At 60.1% G+C, this 21,011-nt stretch carries 23 protein-coding genes; 7 read left to right on the top strand and 16 right to left on the bottom strand.

The genetic code is table 11. The annotated features are described in order from the left end of the window. Positions 1–55 precede the first annotated feature (55 nt). From ABIE51_RS03545 to ABIE51_RS03535, 3 genes are all read right to left on the bottom strand, one after another. Positions 56–502 carry a hypothetical protein gene (locus ABIE51_RS03545; protein WP_192632260.1) on the bottom strand — a complete coding sequence of 149 codons (447 nt, stop codon included), beginning with the start codon at positions 500–502 and terminating at the stop codon, positions 56–58. 81 nt (positions 503–583) lie between these two features. Continuing rightward, positions 584–883 carry a hypothetical protein gene (locus ABIE51_RS03540; RefSeq protein ID WP_192632259.1) on the bottom strand — a complete coding sequence of 100 codons (300 nt, stop codon included), beginning with the start codon at positions 881–883 and terminating at the stop codon, positions 584–586. A gap of 128 nt (positions 884–1,011) precedes the next feature. Then, entirely contained in the window at positions 1,012–1,281 is a 270-nt protein-coding gene (locus ABIE51_RS03535; RefSeq protein WP_192632258.1) for an XAC0095 family protein, read from the bottom strand. Positions 1,282–1,768: 487 nt separating this feature from the next. Here ABIE51_RS03535 and ABIE51_RS03530 point away from each other — a divergent pair, with 487 nt between their 5' ends. Together ABIE51_RS03530 and ABIE51_RS03525 are read left to right on the top strand one after the other, a co-directional pair. After that, positions 1,769–2,116, top strand: a complete 348-nt coding sequence (locus tag ABIE51_RS03530) for a PAAR domain-containing protein (protein ID WP_192632257.1) — start codon at positions 1,769–1,771, stop codon at positions 2,114–2,116. Further along, entirely contained in the window at positions 2,116–3,336 is a 1,221-nt protein-coding gene (locus tag ABIE51_RS03525; protein ID WP_354504789.1) for a PAAR domain-containing protein, read from the top strand. Before ABIE51_RS03530 ends, ABIE51_RS03525 begins: the two co-directional genes overlap by 1 nt. A gap of 1,639 nt (positions 3,337–4,975) precedes the next feature. Here the strand turns inward: ABIE51_RS03525 and ABIE51_RS03520 are convergent. From ABIE51_RS03520 to ABIE51_RS03490, 7 genes are all read right to left on the bottom strand, one after another. After that, a complete protein-coding gene (locus ABIE51_RS03520; protein ID WP_192632255.1) occupies positions 4,976–5,572 on the bottom strand; it encodes a pPIWI-associating nuclease domain-containing protein in 597 nt (198 codons plus the stop codon). A 201-nt stretch (positions 5,573–5,773) separates the two neighbouring features. Then, positions 5,774–6,277 (bottom strand): hypothetical protein, encoded by a 504-nt coding sequence (locus ABIE51_RS03515; RefSeq protein WP_192632254.1) that lies wholly within the window; start codon positions 6,275–6,277, stop codon positions 5,774–5,776. A gap of 222 nt (positions 6,278–6,499) precedes the next feature. Continuing rightward, positions 6,500–6,958 (bottom strand): SMI1/KNR4 family protein, encoded by a 459-nt coding sequence (locus ABIE51_RS03510; RefSeq protein WP_192632253.1) that lies wholly within the window; start codon positions 6,956–6,958, stop codon positions 6,500–6,502. 96 nt (positions 6,959–7,054) lie between these two features. After that, complete coding sequence (locus ABIE51_RS03505; RefSeq protein ID WP_192632252.1) at positions 7,055–7,576, bottom strand: hypothetical protein; 522 nt, start codon at positions 7,574–7,576, stop codon at positions 7,055–7,057. A 163-nt stretch (positions 7,577–7,739) separates the two neighbouring features. Then, positions 7,740–8,654: a hypothetical protein gene (locus ABIE51_RS03500; RefSeq protein WP_192632251.1), complete on the bottom strand. Its 915-nt coding sequence runs from the start codon at positions 8,652–8,654 to the stop codon at positions 7,740–7,742. Positions 8,655–8,854: 200 nt separating this feature from the next. Then, a complete protein-coding gene (locus ABIE51_RS03495; RefSeq protein WP_192632250.1) occupies positions 8,855–9,349 on the bottom strand; it encodes a hypothetical protein in 495 nt (164 codons plus the stop codon). A 687-nt stretch (positions 9,350–10,036) separates the two neighbouring features. Further along, complete coding sequence (locus tag ABIE51_RS03490; RefSeq protein ID WP_157030214.1) at positions 10,037–10,768, bottom strand: hypothetical protein; 732 nt, start codon at positions 10,766–10,768, stop codon at positions 10,037–10,039. A 176-nt stretch (positions 10,769–10,944) separates the two neighbouring features. Here ABIE51_RS03490 and ABIE51_RS03485 point away from each other — a divergent pair, with 176 nt between their 5' ends. Both ABIE51_RS03485 and ABIE51_RS03480 read left to right on the top strand, forming a co-directional pair. Then, entirely contained in the window at positions 10,945–11,553 is a 609-nt protein-coding gene (locus tag ABIE51_RS03485) for a tyrosine-type recombinase/integrase (RefSeq protein ID WP_354503457.1), read from the top strand. A 516-nt stretch (positions 11,554–12,069) separates the two neighbouring features. Next, the gene (locus tag ABIE51_RS03480) at positions 12,070–12,333 is read left to right on the top strand and encodes a hypothetical protein (RefSeq protein WP_192632248.1); all 264 of its coding nucleotides are present in this window, start codon (positions 12,070–12,072) and stop codon (positions 12,331–12,333) included. A 439-nt stretch (positions 12,334–12,772) separates the two neighbouring features. Here the strand turns inward: ABIE51_RS03480 and ABIE51_RS03475 are convergent, their stop codons facing one another. Both ABIE51_RS03475 and ABIE51_RS03470 read right to left on the bottom strand, forming a co-directional pair. Continuing rightward, on the bottom strand, positions 12,773–13,165 hold the full coding sequence (locus ABIE51_RS03475) for a hypothetical protein (protein WP_192632247.1): 393 nt from the start codon (positions 13,163–13,165) through the stop codon (positions 12,773–12,775). 25 nt (positions 13,166–13,190) lie between these two features. After that, a complete protein-coding gene (locus ABIE51_RS03470) occupies positions 13,191–13,883 on the bottom strand; it encodes an SOUL family heme-binding protein (RefSeq protein ID WP_192632246.1) in 693 nt (230 codons plus the stop codon). 956 nt (positions 13,884–14,839) lie between these two features. Here ABIE51_RS03470 and ABIE51_RS03465 point away from each other — a divergent pair. Then, positions 14,840–15,283, top strand: coding sequence for a fasciclin domain-containing protein (locus ABIE51_RS03465; RefSeq protein WP_157029282.1), 444 nt, complete (start codon positions 14,840–14,842; stop codon positions 15,281–15,283). 242 nt (positions 15,284–15,525) lie between these two features. Here ABIE51_RS03465 and ABIE51_RS03460 read toward each other — a convergent pair whose 3' ends face one another. Then, entirely contained in the window at positions 15,526–15,870 is a 345-nt protein-coding gene (locus tag ABIE51_RS03460; RefSeq protein ID WP_192632245.1) for a response regulator, read from the bottom strand. A 634-nt stretch (positions 15,871–16,504) separates the two neighbouring features. Between ABIE51_RS03460 and ABIE51_RS03455 the strand changes: the two genes are divergently transcribed. Both ABIE51_RS03455 and ABIE51_RS03450 read left to right on the top strand, forming a co-directional pair. Continuing rightward, entirely contained in the window at positions 16,505–16,720 is a 216-nt protein-coding gene (locus ABIE51_RS03455) for a hypothetical protein (RefSeq protein ID WP_192632244.1), read from the top strand. Then, a complete protein-coding gene (locus ABIE51_RS03450) occupies positions 16,687–17,454 on the top strand; it encodes a response regulator transcription factor (protein ID WP_354503453.1) in 768 nt (255 codons plus the stop codon). The genes ABIE51_RS03455 and ABIE51_RS03450 overlap by 34 nt, the downstream gene beginning before the upstream one ends. Positions 17,455–18,414: 960 nt before the next feature. Here ABIE51_RS03450 and ABIE51_RS03445 read toward each other — a convergent pair. The 3 genes from ABIE51_RS03445 to ABIE51_RS03435 all read right to left on the bottom strand — a co-directional run bounded on the left by ABIE51_RS03445 (position 18,415) and on the right by ABIE51_RS03435 (position 21,006). Further along, positions 18,415–18,714 (bottom strand): hypothetical protein, encoded by a 300-nt coding sequence (locus tag ABIE51_RS03445; protein ID WP_192632242.1) that lies wholly within the window; start codon positions 18,712–18,714, stop codon positions 18,415–18,417. An 891-nt stretch (positions 18,715–19,605) separates the two neighbouring features. Beyond that, complete coding sequence (locus tag ABIE51_RS03440; protein ID WP_192632241.1) at positions 19,606–20,325, bottom strand: SDR family oxidoreductase; 720 nt, start codon at positions 20,323–20,325, stop codon at positions 19,606–19,608. Positions 20,326–20,361: 36 nt separating this feature from the next. Beyond that, positions 20,362–21,006 carry an HD domain-containing protein gene (locus ABIE51_RS03435; protein WP_192632240.1) on the bottom strand — a complete coding sequence of 215 codons (645 nt, stop codon included), beginning with the start codon at positions 21,004–21,006 and terminating at the stop codon, positions 20,362–20,364. Positions 21,007–21,011: the final 5 nt, after the last annotated feature.

Here is a 21,011-nt window from a genome sequence, read left to right as displayed (position 1 = left end):
TCGAGAGGTTCCGCTATCGGTCAGCAGGGGACATTAGGATCGCCTGCCATCTGCGCTATGCCAGCGTGTCCGTCAGCTTCTTTACTGGGAAGTTTCCTGTGACCAGGTACGCGAGACCCGCCATCCAAATATTGAATCTCGCGACCTCTATGAGAAGCACGATTGAAACGAAAAGATAAGCTCCGAACGCCATTCGCTGCCTGAGATTGGGAACCCACTTTTCATCCCAATACCTGACCGCTATCGCATCGGTACGACGGACGAGATACAGATTGCCGAGAACGACCAGAGCACCAAGGCCGGCCCCAGCCAACCACGGCGGCTCTGCCCTCGCGTGGAGAGCGGCGAACAGTGCGGGGAAAACCTGTACGACGACCATGAAGAGACCGTACGCACGAGGCCAGAAATTGCCCTCGCGTTTGCCAAGTGACCAGAAGTAGCAGTAGACAGCTTCGATTGCCTGGAATGGCCTCACAGACTCTCGGCGGAACGCAGGACTCATACGGAGAGTCTATCCAAGGGCAGGTCCGTCGTTGCAGGTCGGTGTCCGCTATCGGCCAGAAGCGGACGCTGCCAGCCGACTTCAGTCGTCGCGCGTATAGAAGGTATAGCCATTAGGTACTAACCCGAAGAGCCCGGAGAACAAGCCGATGGGCCACGCCTCCTCGATGGACAGCTTCGGCGGCGAACCGGCATTGTCGGCCGCATAGGGACCGCCTGGCAGCCACTCGTTCAGAACGAGCGACGTCGCGGCGGCTCGCGCTTGTCCGAGATCCGGCGCCTTCACCACGCGTGTGGTGAAGAACCCGATGACGGGATCGGAACCGCCGGCAAAGGGATACGAGATGCCCGCACCAGAGAGCCTAACTTTGAAGTACGGCATAGGTCTTCCGCAGCGATGTCCGCTCTGGGTCGAAAGCGGACGTTAGCATCCGCTGGCTCTCGTGCCGACGTGACGTCTGCGGCGAATATTGGCCGGCGCACCGTCTGCAGGTGCGCGGCATAGCCGGTTTACGTCCGCTCCGGCGGTGACTCGCCGGATGGCCAGCGAAGTTTCATGTCCCGCAGCGCGTGGTCCAGGTCGTTGCACAGGGTCTGCAGGACGTGGAAGAGCGTGGGCTGGGGCATTTCGAGTTCGGCGTCGTCGTGGCGGACGCGGGCGGCGGTGAGGCGCGCGAGCAGCGACAGCTGGTCGCGGGTGCGCGACACGATGTCGCGCGCGGGGTCGCTGATGACGTAGCAGAGGGTCCGGGACGGCGCCGGGCGGGACTTCGTTGGCATGAGTCGCTCCTTTGACTGCGGGTTCCTCTACGGCGAATGCCGTAAAGGTGTCGGGAGGTTAAGAAACCGCGCAGAGAACGGCCGGACAGGGTTTCCCTTTCGGGTGTTGTATTGCTGTCCCCTCCCGACGCAGACGACTGCATCGAGGTTGTGCCCGGTTGCCCGGGCACAAAAAACCCACCGGATTGTCGGAGGTGGGTGCCGCTCTACGAGGAGTTCTTACGCTCCGGCGGCGAGTCTCCTTTCCCCGTTCACGCAAGATCAACGCGAAGAAGTCGCACCGACTCCAAGTTGCCCGCGTGCGACCCGAGGCCTTGCCCCGGGACGCCGCAATCAGATCGCAGGACACCCACTCGACCGCTGCGCCAATTAACGCTCGTACGCGCGTCTCGCAGCCGAAAAAGTATGCATTGGCGAACGGCTTTCGGCTGTAGACGCGGCGGCATGATGGGCCCGGGAAATCCCATCAAGCACAGGAGTTTCATCAATGTCGCAACTTGCTTCGTATCCCAATCATGCCGTCGCCACGGTTGGCGCACGCACCGCGCAAGGCGGTACGGTCGTCTCGGGCGACCCTCGCGTTCTGATGGACGGTCACGCCATCGCGTGCGTCGGCGACCGCGTGACGTACCCCGATGGTCGTGACGCACGCATCCAGTCCGGCTCGCGACATGTCTTCGTGGCGGAGCGTGCCATCGCGGCGGTGGGGAGTCGCCTGGACAACGGCGATGTGATCGTCGAATCACTGCAAAGCGCCGTGGCTCTGTGCGACTCCGAAGAGTACGGCCCCGCGCTCGAGCATGATGCATCGGCCATCGCGTCGGAGGAGGCGTGATGGGGCTCGGCGGTTCGCAAGGCTGGGTTCGCCAAGGCGATCCAGTAGAGGGTGGCGGAGAGGTCACTGGCGCATCCGGTTTTCTCGTTGGCGGCAAGCCGCTGATGCGGGTGGGCGACATGGCGCGATGCGATACGCACGGCGGGTCGTTCCCCGCCGTGCAAGGCGACGACGGTTTCATCGTGGATGGCCGCCCCGTCGTACTCGACAAGCATCGGCTGGCCTGCGGCTGCCGACTTCGATCCAGTTGCAACTATCAATGGGGCCACGAGCCGTCCCCGACTTCGCGCGGTGCTGCCTACTCCGCCCCACCGCCGAGTTGGGCTGCGGCGGCCAGTCAACCGCAGTACGACGAGGCGATCCGCTTCCTCGGTCCGGCCGACAATCCGTTGGCGCACATGAGTTTCGTGCTGCACCTGGAAGACGGCCGCAGCATCGCGGGCACCACGGACGAAGCCGGCCACACGGGACGCATCGAAACCGCAACGCCGACCGAGATTGTTCGCGCCGAGTTGACGGTGTCCGCACAGGAAGAAGGCTGCTGCTCGCTCATCGGCATGCCGGCGCAGACCGTCTCGATGATGGAGCTGCGCGGCGTGGTCACCAACGGGACGAGCCTTGGGTCATCGATCAAGGATGTCCGCGTGCAGGAGGAAGACCGGGGGCTGACCGGCGGCGAGATGTCGATGCTGTTACCGCTCTTCGGTACGTCTGTGGACTACAGGAAAGTCAGGATTCACAACCACGGCTATTGGATGTTCTTTGGGTTTCAGGACAAGGACACCGCGGTGACGCCGAATGGGGAGTTGTATATGCCGGAGAAGCTGTTCCAGTTCGATTATTCCGTGGCCGACATAGATGAGCAGCGTCTATTCGTCCACGAGATGGTGCATGTCTGGCAGTACCAGTTGGGTTATGCAATCAAGCGAGTCCGGGCGCCCCAGCCCAATATGTCGTATCGCTACATGTTGAGCCAGGAAAGGCGGCTGCGCGACTACAACATGGAAGCGCAAGGCAATCTGGTTGCTGACTACTTCCTGCTGCGTTGGAGGTCGAACTCCAACAGGCTTTCCGAGCCGCTGTACGTTCGGCAGAACGTGCGTGATCTTTTGCCCTTGTACGAGAGCGTGCTCCGGGACTTCCTCATCAATCCGGGTTGGGCTTCGCATTTGCCGCGTGAGCCCTTTACTCCGGGCTATGCGCCGGGGATGCCGCTATGACACCACGGTACCTGTTATGGCTGGCGCTCCTCGCGCCATTGGCCTCCGCATGCTCTCCGCCCGGAATGTATCAGCGGGCGGTCATCCGAATCGAGACGGGACAAGCCTGCTTCTCCGTCAATGACCGGAGGGAAACGCGGCGGACGACCCCCTCGATTACCGCAGCATACGTAACGGCTCACCGAGCGGGAACCTGGCGGGATATCTGGGACTGGTACATGCCGTATCCGACCAGCATCCCGCTACGTCCCGACCAGTGCATTGCCTACGGATTCAAAGGACCGCCGGGCGTGGCGGATGTTCACGAGTCTCTGCTGCCGGGAACATCGTACTTGGTGGTGATACGGGGAGAGGTTCCCAACCCGTATCCCGGCGGCGACCCCACCATTCCACGAGAGTACCGGCAGGAGTTCTGCGTACGCGGAAACGAAATCGTACTGGTGCCAATAGTGGGTGGTAGAGCGCAATGGGACGTCTGCGATTCGCAGGACACGCCCGCTATCCCGGGCGTCCTGAGTGATCCAGCCCCGGAGTTGAAGCCATGATACGTTGGCACCTGTCATGGCTGGCGCTGTTTGTGACGCTTTCTTCCGGATGCTTTCCGTCCCACGTGTATCAGCGAGCGACGATTCAGATCGAGGACGGAGAAGCTTGTTTCACCGTGAGCGGAACACTGCACGCACAGAAGACGCCACCCGCAATCACAAGCGTCATGGTGTCGAACAAAGCTGGCGTTGACGCGTGGAGATGGGATGTACCAGCGTCGACAGCCATCACATTGGCTCCCGGTCGATGCATCCCTTACGGATACGACAAACCACCTGGCACCTTCAGCTACAACGCACCATTACAGCCAGGCAGAGCATACGTCGCGGCTATCGCTGCCTATGTTCCCAATCCCGATCCCGGCGGAGATCCAACCGTCGCGCGCCACTTCTCTCAGGAGTTCTGCGTCCGCGATGGGCCGGAAGGTCGCGAAATCGTGCTTGTTCCGCGCGGTGGCGATGGGCGTAGTCGATGGGAGGTCTGCGATACGCAGGACACACCCGCGATACCGGGCTTCCTGACTGTTCCAGTCAGCGAATCGCTGCCATCAGGCGCCGAGGTTGGAGCCCGAAACGCGCGCCTTTGAGCCCGGCCGCCGGAGCTGCGAGCGCGCAACGCCGCGGTTCGAGCTCGGCGCGCGGGAATGGGTGCCTGGTCACCGGAGCTCAGAGCGCGGGCCGCCCATCTGTAAACTCGAAAGGCGAACGCTTTCGAACGCAGGTTCGGAGCAAAAGACTCCGGACGCCGAGCGCGGAGCTCGGCACGCCGGGCTTGTTGCTCGGCCATCGGAGCTCAGGCACCCGAAACGTCGAGTTGAGTGCCCGGTGTTCGAAGCTCCCGCGGCTGAGCTTCCGAGCTTCGACACCGGAGCGCCGGGCGCCCGAGTCGGAACCCGGAGTGCCTTTTGCTCGGCTTTCAATCCTTCGAGCTCGGACCTTCGAGCGCAGACCCTCGCGCGTGGAGGGGGCGATAGCCCCGGTAAGGCCGAAAGCCTCCCCCGGGGTGCGCTTCCGGTCGAGGTTCGCATGAAGCGAACCGTCAGCCCGGGTTACGCTGGTTCACCCGCGCGCTTCGCTTCTCCGGGCTACGCTGGCTACGCGTGCAATCCGAGCAGTTCCTGCAGCACTACTTGTACCAGGGCCTTGATCCTCAGCACTTCTTCTCTGCTAGTTGCGACGTGAGTGGAGACGCTAGATCGCGTGTAGACAGACCGCACAAACTGGCCCAGAGCCTCTTCAACGGCCTGCGTTGCAGTTTCGACACTCGCCATTGCCGCTCCTTGTGCACTTCGCTGGCGAAGTATGAAGCGAACCTTCTGCTTCATTGTTGGCCCGCGCGTCTCTGGCTCCCGCTTGAACCCGTGAGCAGCTTCGACTTCAGCATCCGGCGCCAAATGGTCCAACAGCTCGCGCATGCTTTCGCGCAGGTCTGTTGCGGGGCCCCGCCACGATAGCCGCGCGGCCCCCTTCAAGTCCTCGACTGCTTGTCTGTAGGAGAGTGCTGCAGAAGGCAGTGTTTCTTGGAGCGCGGCGGAGATTTGGCCATCGATGGGGTCCATCGGGATCGGCCCAACACGCGGTATAAGCCGCTCTGCGTGGACTTGAATTAGCCCCTCACGCGCTTCATTCAGCAATGCTCTATAACGGGCAGTACGTCCCCGCTTGTGCGTCTCAACCAGCAACTGCTGCATTGCGGAATCGACTGGCAGTACTAGCGGGCTTTGCTCATCAAGCGAAGCGAGTGTTGGCCGGACCTTCTCAAAGTATTCTTCGACAAGTTTCCGCAACTCGCCCCTGCACTTTGCTGAGTTCAGTTGGGATCCAAAGTTCGCACTCGTGAGAGTCCGCCCCATCCGCTCAAGTCGCGTAACAAAGTCTGCCGCCACTATCTGCTAGTCCGCCTTTCCGGGAAGCGAATGAGCTACTAAGTTGTACCCAACGGCGTTAAGCCGATACTCGCCTCTTCCGGTCGAGTCGAAGTAACCACCCGCCTTGGCGTCAATGAGCACTTGCGCGATACGACTAGGCAACTTAAAGCCAGCCTGTTTGAAATACTTCTCCAAGTCTGCGGCATTGACTGTCGGCTTGCGCTCTGACTCGGGCGCTGATTCCTGCAGATAGTAGGCAACGAGACAAGCCATTTGTTGCACGGTCTTCGGCTGCTTCTCTGTCTTCAGCGAACGAATATCAGTAGGTGCTGCGCGCCTGACATCGTTAACCTTGCTATCCGGATCTGGGCCACTAGCCGGCACCATGGTGCCGACGGACAGGTCGGTAAGATCTAAGTGCCTACAGGCTGCAGCAAGCACAGTCTCCCTCGCGCGTTTGTCCAGCGGCTCAAGCGTCTCAATCACCAAATCCAACGCGCGACCAACTGAAACTTTCACATCTGACATCGCATGTGGGTTCCCGGAGAACGCCCTAGTGCTCCACCAAGCGAGGCAATGACTTAGCCGGTGGCGGCTCATTGCTGCGCTATCGAAGGTGCCCGAGATCGCACTAGTTCAGCGCGGTCGGGCCATAAGAAGGCGCTAGTTTCGCCGGTTTGCCAAGAATCCTTTGCGATTCATGCAGTTACGGCGCCACGTCTGCTAACGGCCAAGAGCGGACGTCGCTGTTCAAGACAAGGCAGGCTCGATCGCTGTTCGCAGCCACGAGTCGAAACTTTCAGCAACTGGGTAGAGGCCGTCCTCGCCGAGTTCATGGAACCAGAAGCAAAGCGAGGGTTCAGACCCAGACCTATAGTCGAGACAGAGAAGATCTCCGCCACCATTCTCGGCAATAGGAATGACCGCACGCGGGAGCTGATGCTCGCCCCAGCAAGCTAGCCACGACCAGACGGAACTGCTCCTCCACGGGATCAAGGACAGCCAATGGCCGATGCTGGCTTGTGCGCGGCGTCCCGTACCAGGAAGTGGGAAATCCAAATCCCCGAAAGCGCCGTCGAATGCGAGCGCGATACGCCTGTAACCCGACGGAAACTGCACACCCAGGAGCAATTCGGCCCCATTGATCACGCGGTCGTCGATTCCAGTGTCGCTCTGCTCGAAGCCGACAAGCGTCAGCGAACGTTCCATCATTTGCCGTCCTCCTGCCGTGCGACCCCAATGTCCGCTTTGGGTCGAAAGCGGACATTACCAGTCGTCGACGCGCCAGTCCTGCTCGAACGTCCGCTATCGGCCAGAAGCGGACACCGGGCCGTTGGAGGCAGACAGACGGAAATAGATCACCGGCGACAGCAGTCCGCGTTTGCATGCTGGGTGCTGGATGGTCGCCTTCGAGCGTTCGACCACGTAGAAGTTGTCCACGCTTTCCGGGATAGGTCCCAGTCTTGCCAGGGAAGGCGCGAGTACTCTCGCTGCCGGCTGCAACTTGTACGCGTCGAGGAAAGCGGTCCCTTGCCTTGAAGTATGGTTGCAACTGCTGCGCCATGCTGCCGACATGGCAGCGCGCTCGTCGTCGCCCGCCGGCGCCATCAACGAAAACCACGTCAATCCCCGTGGCAATGGGCGCGGAAGCTTGTTCTCAACGACCCGCCAGAACTCTTCGAGATCGGCTTTGCATCTTGTTCCGTCGATGCCGAGACCGGCGCCATGGGGCGCAGCGTCGACGCGCACTTCTACCAGACATCGATCAGCCGCGGCCGTCCTGCCCGGGAGTGTCAACATCAGCGCGGCGAGTAGGAGCCATCTCATGTCCAATGTCCGCTTTGGGTCGAAAGCGGACATTAGCACTGCCCAAGCAGCGTCGCCCGTCCTGACCTCCGCTGTCGGGCAGCAGCCGACGTTCGACTCACGCCTTCCAAGCATTGCTGCCAGCGGGTACGTCAGCCTTGTCGAGCCCAGTCGGTTTCCGTCCCTACCTGCCAGCAGCCGCCGTGCTTCGCTCGCATAGGCCCGTACCCGGAACCGGCTGGTACATGTCCCGTTCGTCCTGCGCCATCAGATCGAAATCGGCGGCAGGCTGTGGCATCGAGGCGCGCTGCAGGTCCTTGTATCGTTGCTCGCCTTCACGCACCTCGTCGGGCGCCATCATCAACTGCAGCCCGCGGGTTTCGGTTTGAAGCGCGAGAGCCGTCACGCGGGACGAGGTTGCCATCGGCAAGAGATCCTGTGCAAACAGATAGTAGGCAAGCGATTGCGCGGCATCGCGCTTCACTGCCTGGCGCAGCAGGGGAGTTCGATCGGGTCCCGTATGACGTGGCGCGTAGGCGCGTGCGAGTGCAATAGCGGCCTCGACACTTCCGCTTTGTGCAACGCGCTTGGTCATGTCGACGCCCTCGCGTCGGTAGACCTTCAGTTCGTCCAGCGTATCGAGCAGGCTGTCGGGCCGGAACGCCAGGCCGGTTCCGTACCGCAACATGGATGGAAGGTCGCCCTGTAACGCAGCTTGTCGCCACAGGTTGACGGTTTCCCCCGGGGTGACTGGAGGCATGCCGGTGCAGTACTCACTACGAACGCGTGCAAGGTCCGCCATTGTCTGCAGTACGTCGTTCTTGTTCAGAATCACTGCGCCCGCGGCCGCTTCCGCCTTCAACCGGTCCGCTATCGTGCCCATGCGAAGACTTGCCGCTTCGGAATCTGCGCAGAATTCCACCTCTCGGGCGAGCTGGCAGGCGGCTCGGGAATCGCCCACTTCCATCCGTTGACGAAGGGTCGCCGTTACTTCGCGCGCCGTCCTGCCCTGCGGCAGGGGCACTGCCCCTTCCATGACGCGCGCGGGTTCCGCCACCGGTAGCGCCTCGATTACGCCGATGTCCTGGTCGCCGACCACCTGAGGACTTGCCGGTGCGCGCTCACGGCTGCATCCAGCGACCTGCAGTAGCACCCCCATCGCAAGTACCGAAACTAGATGAGCGTTTCCCAATCCCTGGCCCACTGGACACCATCCTGGATGACTGGATTCGGACATTAGCACTCACGCCTTGGCAACGTCCGCTAACGGCCAGGAGCAGTCATTCACCAGCACCAGAGTTATGCAGGGCCGCGAAGCGGTCTCCGCTTGAGTGATTTGTCAGCCGCCAACTGACCGCAATAGGCGGCGACACCGTCGTGGAGCTTTGTGGCTAGTGCAACAACCTGCGAGTACGGAGGGAGAGTGCGAGTGCCATGGAATAGATACTCAAGCTCCTTAGCTGCGTAGCAATCATTCAGCGTATGCACCACGGCAAGCTCTCGGCGCGACAGCTTGACGCAGTTACCAAGCTTCCTCTTGCGGCTCTCAAGGAGTAGAGCGGATAGATCATGTCCGTACTTGCGACTCCTCAGAGTCTCGATGGGAAGGCCGCGTCCGAGAAGAAATGCCTTGAGGGAAAGTTCGATGGAATGACCGGCAAGGTAATAGGCAACCAGGGACAGCCTTTGACCGATCTCTTGAGCGACGTTTTTCGCAGGTTCTTGGGTGCTCCTGGCCGCAGCAAGGAACTGCTTGGAGAAATTGACTACTCCTAACGGCGCAGTGTTGATCATGGGGGGCTAACACCTGTTGAGCCGCGTGCTCATGCGTTACGACCTGGGCTCCAGTGACAAGGCAGTCGCGGAGTCGATTTCACGGCGCGCCTCCTCTGCCATCGTCATGAATACGTGGCCGGGTAAACGCTGTCGTTCCCCTCGGCGGCTTCGCAAAGTGAATAGCTCGTGCTGTCCACCACTCTCAGTCCGGACGATCGTCACGCCTCGCCACGCATGTGACTGCCCAAATGGATCTAGCTGCACCCTAAAGCTGGAGTTTCGATAAAGAAATTCCGTCTGGAGCTCGTCGCTCGTCCATTTCAGCGCCAGTTCTCGCGCTTGTCGCGTACGTCGCAGGGCAACGTACTCATGCCGGCCTTGGATAGTCCACCACTCATGGCCCACTCGGGATAGATTGCCGCCCATGATCCGTCCTATCTCATCGAGCCAACATTGCACCAGTGCTGCGCACGTGGGAAGGCCTTGCCGAGCTTCGGTCAGTGACACTACAAAACGCCGGTACTGCTCGCGGATACGGCTATTCGGTGCAACGTGATCATTGAAGCGATGCATACATCTCGATGATTGTAGGAGCGGAGTCTGCTTCGGGTCGAAAGCCGACATTAGCAGTCCGGCTGCCGGGCGTCGCGGTCGAACGTCCGCTATCGGCCAGAAGCGGACCTTGGGATTCCACGATGGTCGCTACTAGCCATAGGGGTGGCGTTCCAGGTAACTCTGCGCATCCGCTGAGGGATTGGAAACCAGTTCGCTTAGGCGGGAGATCGAAACGACTGGACGATCGAGGTCGTCCTTCAGAAAGAAGCTGTCCGAAGCTAGCTCCGCATGGTGGAAGTGTCCGCGCAGGTCGACCGGCCCACCACCTTTCAATACCACTTCATGCACCAGACGGCCCGCTTGGTCGGCCAATTTTGCGATCCACCGTTCGGCATATCCGGACGCCAGTTGGCGATACACGCGTACGCGGCCGCGGCGGCCTGGGAGCGAACGTGCAAGCTTGTTTCGCTCAGTTTCGAGGGTGAAGCTGTTCTGCCGCACTGCAGCGGCAGCCTCATGGATCGGTGTGGGATCTACGCCCTGCATCGACGCGATATGGAGAAGACGATCCTCGATCAGTTCAAGTATCTGCTCCTCACGCTGCCTCGGTGACATCGCGTGGTATCGCTTGAAGTCGAAGGACTCCACATAGATTTCGGTGGTGCCCAGCACTTGAAGATGTGCAGGGTCGATGTCTCGTCGCGCACCCAGGGTGATCTGCACCATCGAAGACCCATCCAGCGTGAAGTCGCGCGCAAGGAACGCCTGGAAAATATTCACTACATGATGCGTCGTATGGCGGAACGGGAATCCCGGCGCCACCATGCCGTGATTCGAAACCAATGCGCTGGCCTCGACACGGACCTCCCTCAACTTGGTCATGCATCCCGTCTCAGGAAATAGGCAGGTCTCGACATGTGTCGCCTCCATGGCAAATGAATGACCGCTTTGGGTCGAAAGCGGACATTAGCACCGGGACGACTATCTAGCGCGCCGAGGTGACTGCCGTCTGGAGTCAGGTGCATCGTCGATCTCCCGCCTGGGAGTTGGACATGGACATGAGCGACAACTTCGTCCCTTGGAACATGGGCAAGATCGTTGGCCGGAAAGCACCGCTCCGGCTCCGCGACATATGGGCCATTAGGGTGAGGCTTCAGCTCCGCGGCAGCTGCCGAGAACTAGCGCTGTTCAACCTGGCCATCGACTCGAAGCTTAGAGCCTGCGATCTGCTTTCGCTTCGAGTGCAAGACATCTGCCACGGCCAGACCATCGCGGCCCGAGCGACCGTGCTTCAGCGCAAAACCGGGCGTCCGGTCTGCTTCGAAATTGCTAGTCTGACGCGAGACGCTATCGCTGCGTGGCTAGCGGTCCAGCGGATTGGCGGCAACACCTTTCTCTTCCCGAGCCGCATTCGACAAGTGGCCCATCTGTCGACGCGCCAGTACAGCCGAATCGTCCACCGTTGGGTCTCGGAGGTCGGCCTCGACGGCAGCGCGTATGGCACCCATTCTCTACGGCGTACGAAGGCGGCACTAATCTACCGCCGGACGAAGAACCTCCGTGCAGTTCAACTGCTCTTAGGCCACACAAAGCTGGAGAGTACTGTTCGCTACCTAGGCATCGAGGTAGACGACGCCCTTGAACTGGCTGAGCAGACTGAGGCCTAGGGTCGACGCGGCCAGCGGGCCGTGATGGCCTGCTGGTCGCCATATCGCGCCGGTGATAACGTCCGCTTTCGACCAAAGCGGACATCCCGGGTTAGCTATTAGATCTCTAAGGCTTAGCGCCTGAACGAGCCTCAGTTGACCTTAGGGCCAATAGACGAGGTGATGCGAGCGGGGTATCAATGATTCCTCTGAGCAGTCGGGAAGCGTTCAATGACCCCGCTCGTACACGTCGTTGAGAGCGATAGCATCCAGTTGGAGGCGTTGAACGCCACGGTTCGTGCCGCAGGTATGCAGTCGCGGGACACGACTCTGCCCTAGACTTTCTGCGTACCTATAGCCCTGCTCGTACCGGCTGCCCATAGGGCGACGATAAGGCGGAAACTTGGATCACGGTCTGTCGCGCTCTGGGCACGTCTCGCGGCAGACGCAGGTTCCTCCGTTCTTCCGATTACCCCGCCAGCCTTTCGGGGTGGGGGCGGTGCTCGCTGGAAACGACGTTAGCCGCTTGGCGCACCTATGGACAACGAATCGATTTTTGAGCTGATGGGAAGAGTCGGTGCGTTAGAAGCCGCACTGAGCGCCATTCTCTCTTCGTCAGGCATTGACGCCGCGGTGCGCGCTGATGCTTTGGCCTCGTTGGAGAAGATGGCAGCGGTATTTGAGCTCGGACGCGAACCGGAGGCCAAGGCATTCTCCTCGGGCTGGCGCATGGCGATCCAAAGCATCTTTGCTGGTGAGGATCTGTCGCGCCGGGCGCTGGTGAAGGAACGTGACCTATGACGCAGCCACAAGACCCTCAGGTGACACGGTTCCTGTTCGAAGGGGAGATGCTGACCGCGCGCCAGGTACATCAGATGGTTCCGGCTGTCGCGCTCGGCACAGTCCGAAAGCTCTTACAGCAGGGCCACAGTGATCGCTTCCAGTTGATGGACGGCATCCCGGCTCTTAGAGCCGAGGGACGTAGGAGGCGAAATGCGAGTAGCCACCTGCATAGACCCCGGGTTTAGCCGCTGAACCGAGATGTCCGATTCTGGCCGGAAGCGGGCGCGCAGGCAGGATGGGAGCGGCTCGCAATGTCGATCGCAAAGCGGACCATATGGCAGATGATCAGGGGCTCGCGCCAAAGGTGTAATCGCAAGCCTCACTGCTTAGGCAGAAGCCCGGCTACGTCCGGACTAATGAGGCGAACGTCGAGGCCAGTTCGCAAGTAGGCCGTTGGTTATCGCAAGACATCTAAGCCGTTGTAGCGCTGGCGCCACTCGTGCAGCGGCCTGGCGCGGAGACAACTATCCAAGGAGAACTGCTTCGCATTCCGAATGTCCGATGCCAAGAGTGCAACCAGGTTTGCACACTGCTGACGTAATTGTGTGTCGCTATGCGTCACCTTGTTGACCGCGGCGAGGAGCTCTTCAAGGGTCAGCAAGTTCCCATCCGCGACTGGACTAAGCCCCTTTCGCAGCCTCATCGACACGCGGGCGAAGAGATGGCTCGCTTCGTCGCGGTGCGACAAGAAGGGCAGTCCTTCGTTCTCGGCGCGCTGTAATGCCAAATCGTCCTCAGTGACCGGGCGTAGGAAACTTCGATCTCTCTTTTCATTCGTGAAGATTTGCATTTCAGTTCTCCGGAGCGTACTGCGGTTAGGCTTGGTTTGCGGCTTCACTGTCGCTGTTGCATGCCTCGTCGACCTTGGCCGAGACGACAATCTCCGTCTTCGAGTTCGCTACACGGACATGAACTTCATTCTTCTTGAGATACGGGATGGCGAACGCCTGGTCATAACTTGCCCAATAGACCTGATCATCTGCTGCCCACCGTGACCCCGACAGTGTCTGCATTAGGTCGCGCTTAGCAGCGATGCGGCTCTCCTCCGTGTCGGCACCGCGGTATCCAAGTACGGCAACCAATGTTTCCGGCGATTCATGCACTCTTACCGACGGATCGTCCGGTAGCGGCGCCTCTCCAGCGGCCAAGTTGTTGGAGAGAAAGAATGCAACTCTCCAGCCGTGCCTCTCGCGCATGCGTAAAGCACTGGGGAACATCGTGGACTCGTCGTCGCCCTGGTACGTCGGATAGGTCATCTCCATCTTCTCTAGGGCTTCGTTGTCACCGTAGATGTAATCCTCTAGCTTCTCGCGTGCGACACGCACTGCCGCGTCATGGCTTCCGTCCGCAGAGGTATGCACAAACAAGGCTGGCGCGTAGCGCCTGATCTCGACCGGTCCCACGACATCCTCCATACGGTAGGCAGGTCTGGCGTCGAGTCGGATGCCGAAGAACCTCGGTATTGACTTGAGTACGTCTGTGAACAACGGGACAGTTGCACCGTTCATGATGAGCTCCGTCCAGCCGTCGCCGTGGCATCGTAGGAAACGACCCCCGTGACTCGCCGGCGATGAGTTGTGATGAAAATAGCCCGCAGCGCCAACGAATAGCCAACCCCGACCGACATGGGGCGCTTAGCTCAGGGAAGGTAGGAGCGGCGTGCTGTGCGGCCCGAATGGCCAGTACGACGTTGCGCCGTAGTGTCATTCGAGAGTGCGCCAACTGATGTTACTTACTCGTGACTTAGAGAAGCGGTCGCCCTTCTCTCCGGTCAGCGCAAGGCTGCCGGCGACGCGCCGTGTTACGGCGTAGGCCGATCAATATGCAGGAACCTTCGGAAGGACTTGCGACGCAATGACGAGGATCGAAGGTTTGCAGTCATTCGGCTCGAGTATGGTTGCGTGAATGCTAGCACTGGCCACCCGTCGCGCACGGGGTCTGGTAGCTGCGGTGGCCGATCCACCCTCAACGACCCAATAGCCTGCGTGACCTGTGATGCGAGCATTTCGATGAGCGTTCTCATGATTAGTGTCCTCAGCCCCGCGATTGGCTGTTCTGATTTGAGGTCACAGCCTTGGGGGCTAACACAACTGAGACGGAGCGATACATGCTCGCAACCTGCGACACTATGCGCTCATTTTGTTGCGCAAATGACGCGTCCAGGCATGACGTTCATGCTGGGTACGCCACCAGCATGCGCGGTGATCCCTTCCTTCTGCTGACTATAAGCCGCGGCGCGTGGCCAACGAGCACCGGTCCGCGATGAGGCTTAGCTCACGCCTAACTCACGCTCAATGGTGCACGATCCTTGTGCACTGCGATGCAACGTCGCAACGGCCACTCAGCCGCGCTGCAATTCCACTCCTCCTCCGCACTGAGCCTCACTCGCCCCGCTTCGAGCGGGGTCTGGCTTCGGCCGCCCTGGATTCCGCAAAACAGCGGACCATATAAGAGGCAATCCTGTATGAACACCGTAACCAACATTCCCAACGGCAAGAATCTCGTCGACACCGCCGCCGCCAATGGGTCCTTCAGGACTTTTGGTAAGGCACTTGATGCCGCGGGCATGACCGAAACGCTGCGCGGCACGGGCCCTTTCACGGTGTTCGCACCGACGGATGCGGCATTTGAAAAGCTTCCGGCTGGCAAGCTGGAAAGTCTGTTCAAGCCCGAGAACAAGGAAGAACTCGTCTCGCTGCTGAACTATCATGTTGTTAGCGGCCGCAAGACCACGGCCGACGTTGGCAAGTGGGACGCTGCCAGGACCGTCAACGGCCAGTCGGCCCCGATCATCCTGAAGGACGACCAGCTCAGCATTGATGGAGCGCTGATCACCTCGGCCGACATCGGGTCGAGCAATGGTCTGCTCCATGGGATCGATAAGGTCAACATTCCGCCTAAGCAGTAACGGTCACCGGGTGGGTGCCTAACGAGAATGGCGAGGGCGTCCCTCGCCGTTCTTCTGTGGCCTCATCCATTCACAGCGTGGCCGCCATTCGAGAGAGGCCGAGAACATCTACTCCCACTCCACCGCGGGGCGCTCCTGGACGACAGCACATTCGGGCAGGACGTTGGGCACGACGGCTGCTAATGTCCGCTCTCGACCCCCGAAGTGGAGATGCGACGGCATGCGAGAATCGTCCGACGGCTTCACTGTGGTGTTGCGGTACGCTCTATAAACAAAACCAGCTGCGCGAGAGTGAAGGGCTTGGCCAGCACCGAATAGGCGGCAAGCCGAGCGGGGATTGCACCGTCACCTGCGCCTGTGGCAAAGAAGAACGGTAGCTTTATCGCCACAAGATGATCCGCTACCTCGCAGCCACTTTGTTGTCCTAGCTCAACATCAAGGACGACGCAGTCGAAGCGATGCTCGTCTGCCAGGGCGATCGCGTGGCTGACATTATCTGTATGCCAAACGTGATAACCGCTCGCCTTTAAACCTGCCGCCATGACCTCGGCAAGAGGCAGTTCATCTTCAACAATTAGCAGTCGCACGGCTTCTCTCCCGCCTCGGATAACGACAGGCATCAGCCGTCCCTGCACGTCCAGCCTCGCAACCTATGAGTGACAAGCCCGTGACGCGCCTTCTCTGCTAAACGCCCTGCGAGCGAGCGCTCTCGGTCTCGCCCGATATGTCCTTCACAAGGATCAGATGCAAGCGGCCTCATACATAACGTGGCCTACCCCTGTTGAACTCGCCACCATGAGCACGAGGCGACTAGATCCGAAAGCTTCCGATCCACTAGTGCGCCGTTTCTACGACGCGATAGAAACCTCGAGAAGGACGCAGTTGGAGATGCGACTGGGCGTTGCGAAAGCTCGTCAGCGTCTGTCCGAGGTGAGGGCAAGAGCCGTGCACGTCAAGCAGCTAGTTTCGGACGGCGTAGACTCGACGAACCGTAGCGAATAGATCGCGCTGCCGCTTCGGCCTCCGCAGCTCGCCAGACAAGGCTGTTGAAGACTTCTACGGTCGCTCGTTCCATCGACGAGCCCTCGCCCGCGTCTATCCGGTTAGCAAGAGGCGTTCACGCCAAGCTCGCGCGCGCAGGTGTACGACTACTGATGCACCGTGGCGATCAAATCGCGCTGCTGCCTTGGGCCTCCGTGCAGCTCGCATCAGGCCCAACTCTTGAATACCCTTACGATCGCTCGTCTCATCGACGAGCCTGAGCGACATACGGTCCCCACGCGCTACGAAGCCGCGATCGACGAAAGTCGACGTCTCCGCGCGGAGCTTGCCGCAACCTTAGACGAATCCCGCCGTCTGCTCGGGCGCATCGCGCAGGGGCATGCTGAGCGCAATGCGGACGAATGGGCCCGCCTCTGGCTGATAAAAGACCGTTGACTGAGTGGGAAGCCAGCGCTACGCCAATGGGACCCGGCGGAGTCCGAAGTCGTGAGGGAGCGAGTATGTACCCAATCGTACACTTGGTTGATGACGATCCCGATGTGCTTAGAGCTCTATCACGAGCGCTCTGGGCAGATGGGTACACGGTAGTTCCGAGCTCTTCGGGGGAAGAGTTCCTTGAGGTGTATCAATCCGGTGACGCTGGTTGCGTCATCCTGGACCTAATGATGCCGGGCAGAAGCGGCATGAATGTTCAGGCTGAATTGGCTCGCCGCGGACATGTACCTCCCATCATCTACATCACCGGCATGGTCGAAATAGCATGCGCTGTGGAGATCATGAAGAGCGGAGCGGTTGACTTGCTAACCAAGCCCGTGGAACTAGATCTACTAATCGAAGCGGTGTCGCAAGGGCTCGCGAGAGATGCGCGAATGCGCAACCAGCTTTCGCGCTGCGCGGTGGCGAGAGCCCGCTTAGAGTCTCTCAGTTCGCGAGAGCGCGAAGTGCTTCAGTATGTGTCGAATGGCGACTCAAACCCCGTTGTCGCGAAGGCCCTTGGCATTACCGTGAGGACGGTGAAGGTCCACCGAGAGCATATCCGATTCAAGCTGGGGGTTCGAACTACTCCAGAGTTGATTCACCTGCTTGCGGAGGGCGGATTCTCGTCAATGCCGGCCCTGCCGCGCGATCGTCGTTGTGGCCGGACGGGAACAAGGGGAAGAAATTGGTGAGTCACAACGTTGGTCGCCTGTCTACCTCGCCGCGCTTGAGAACCTGGCGGACGCATCGCCTCCGCGTCAGCTTGCCGCAGCGCCGCGTACGTCCGATCGGAATGAGAGAGGAGCCACATGAGAACGCGCAGAGATCTACAAGGCGTGATCGAAGGGATCGATGCCGCCATGCTGTACGCCGCGAACGAGGCGTCCGACATGTCCCAGTATTGGAGTTCATGGAATCTTGCAATAACTGGCCTTCCGCTTAGCGAAGAGGTTCCAAGCGACCTCAGCTACTGGTGGCGGAACCAATTGCTGGATGCCAGCCGCCGCGCGTTCGACAGTAGCGTACTGCGACGTCGGTACCACCGGGGGGACTTCAATTCGGATGGTGTTCCTACCGGGATAGTCTGGAACAGCGCGCCATGCGTGTACCGCGACCGCGAAATCCGCGTCGAGCTTCGTAGAGAGACTTCCAGCGCGTCTTGGTGCGCGTCGGTGACGATATCTGATCTTTACGAACTGAAGATTGCTGCGCGCATCTTCTTCGCGAGACTTCCCAGCGCTGCTGGTGGAGCGATCGGGGCATACGCGTTGGTCATAGAGAGGGCGCGGCGAGAGGTTGATCGTCTTGCGGCCCTGCCATTTGGCGCCCTCTAGCCAACGACGAGGGCGTTCCGTTGGAAAGCCCAGGCCCGTTCTCCAAGACTGCCAGACTACGTAGATAGGCTAGTTCACAGAGCAGCCTGCCCTTGCTGCCAGCCAGCACGAGGTTCTCTTCGTCACTTAGTGGCAAAGTCGGCCATAGCTTAGCTAGATCCAGGACGTGCCAACGGAGCAGATCGTAGAACTCCGGTGTCTGTCCGCCTCTGGCGAAGAAGCGCAGATTCTCCAAAGCCATATGCTGGTCATAAAACATGATCATCATTGAGGCGATGATGGGAGCTGTGTCCGGGTGCGCCTCAACATGACACTTGCCTAACACTGCGCCGCATGCACGCAGAGCAGCGCAGCGCGAAGGTTTCTCTGGTCTAGCAGCCGGCGAAGGCGCGTCTCTACCTCGGCAAGCCCCTCAAGCGACTGCGTGGCATAGAGCGAGTATGTTGGCTTGTCCTGTGCTCTTGGACCCGCCACGCACCCAACGCTCACGTCGGCCCTTTGCGACGCCCGCATCCAGATCGTCTTCAGCTCCTTAGGGCCGATGCTCTGGTCGGTGCCCAACGTGAAACGAAACATCGCAATCAGCGGCTTAGAAGACTTACTGCTCTTGATCGCCATCCGAATCACCTTGCCGACCGCAGAACGCGAGAAGCACGCTCGATTTTGGGCATCGTCACCACCCGAACGATCTGGAGGCACGTCTTAATGGGGGTCGAGTTCATGACTCATCCCACCACTTCCTGGGCACGACGTTCGTGTCGCTCCCAACCTGGGTACTCGCCAAAAAGATAGTTCGCCCACGTTTCGCGAAGCTCAAGCATCCCGCTCTGCGCAACCGCGCATTCCAGCATCTGTTCGACTGGTAGAGGCAAGCGATCACCCGAGATGCTAAACACCAGTTGGGCTGGGGGCACAGTCTTGGGTGCGGACGTAAAGGCGTCTACGAGCACATAGCCCTTAGGCGCTGAGTAGACACGAATGTTCATGATGTCCTCGCGCGGGGAGGTGCACGAGGCCCTCCAAGGATAAGCCGCAACTCGCACGGCATTGTGCAAGGAACAGACTACGCCTTTGCCTGTGAAGAGGGACAACACCACGCGAAAACTCAGCATGTAGATGAGCCTCGCCATAGCAGACTCCGCTTCACCTAGTGAACAGTCGTGCTCGCTGAACCGCCTTAGGGCGAGAAACATAAGCTTCGTGTCAGTCGCGAGCCGTTGAGTGTCCGCGTTGGGTCGAAAGCGGACATTAGCATCCGATCCAGCCTCGACCTGCTCCCAGTGTCCGCTATCGGCCAGAAGCGGACACGTGCGGGAGCCTTGATAGTCTTTAACCGGTCGCCTTCAGACCTCACATTCTCAGGGCGGATGGACTGCTGCGCGCGCCCGTTCTCTCGCCTCGAGCCATCGACTTCTACCCGCAGCGCAGCGGCGGGGCTCCTCCATGCGGGGTCGTGCTGGCAGGTCGCCGTCGGCAGCCGCTCGTGCTGAGCGTCTCCAGGCGCACGCGCTATGCAATAGTGCGCCCGATCGAGCCTCCGCCGTCCACGAAGAGCGTTTGTCCCGTGATGAAGCCCGCCGCGTCGGACAAGAGGAATTCGATTGTCGCAGCTACCTCTTCGGGTCTACCGAATCGCCCCATGGGAATTATCGATAGGAACTTATCTTCGGCGTCGCTTCCCACCGGCGTATTCTGACGAAACAGTTCCGTCTCGATCGGGCCGGGCGCGACGGCATTGACAGTGATGCCTGTCGTCGCAAGCTCGAGCGCCCACGTCCTGGTGAGAGTGTTCACTGCTGCCTTTGCTGCAGCGTAACCGCTACGTAGCGCGATTCCGGTTGTGACCAGGCTGCTGACGTTCACGACTCGGCCCCAGCCCTTCTCCCTCATGCCTGGCAAGAGGGCCTGGACTGTTTGAATCGTCGAATGAACATTGACGCGGATCATGTCGTCAACGTCATTCAGATCGATCTCACCGAGGGCATGCAGCCTGATTAGACCGACGTTGTTGACAACGCCATCGAATGAATAGTGCCGCGCCAACGCTTCGAGTGCGCCTTGCGCACGCCGTGTATCGCTCAGATCGACTGACTCGAGAGTGCCGGGAAAGGTGGTATCAGCCTTTCGTGCAATGCCGACCACGTGGTGCCCCCGGGCGGCGAGCCGCTGTGATAGCGAACGCCCGATGCCCTTGGTCGCTCCGGTGATGAGGAATGTTCGTTGCGTCATGATCGTTACGTCAAATTCGGGAAGGACATTAAGAGCTCAACTCGCCCACGGCGAATTCAGGATGATCCCGCACATATCCCCTCGTCTGAAGCCGGGGTCTTTGTATGCAAGGAAGTCATCGTTGAACGTCCCGAACGTTGTTTCCGGACGGTGCTTTAGGCCTTCGTAAAAGGCATCGATGATCGCGTGCTTGAAGTTGTGAGCTCGTGGCCAAGCAGCCGTTACGGCTTCGCGCTCCTGGTCGGTGAACTCAGCGTAGGCACGGCCTGCCACATCCATGCCAGCAGCGACGTGCAGCAAAGCAGCTTCTGGATGCATGAACTGTGGTATTCCCGGGGTGGTGTGCAGCGCGATGGCTGTCCATACTTTGTCGATATCGCGTTGCTCGATGCCATGCGTGCGCAGGAACGCTGCTGCTGCGTTGGCGCCGTCCACCTCGAAGCGCAATTTGCTGTCTCGATATTCGTCTGTCAGGCCTAGGTCGTGGAACATTGCACCCACAAACAGCAGTTCGGGATCGAAGCTCAGGCCTCGCTCGCGTCCGGCAAGAGCGCCCCAGGCGTACACCCGCATGGAGTGGAGGAATAGCAGCTCACTTTCCGTGTCGCGAACCAGTTCTGTCGCTGCTCGCGCTAGAGCACTGTCGGGGACATGGACCCCCGCTATGTTGGCGATTTGCACGAGAT

Origin of the sequence: Lysobacter sp. OAE881, assembly GCF_040546665.1 — a bacterium.
Taxonomy (GTDB): Bacteria; Pseudomonadota; Gammaproteobacteria; order Xanthomonadales; family Xanthomonadaceae; genus Lysobacter_J; species Lysobacter_J soli.
The sequence above is the reverse complement of the archived record's forward strand: the minus strand, read 5'-3'. Positions and strand labels throughout refer to the sequence as shown.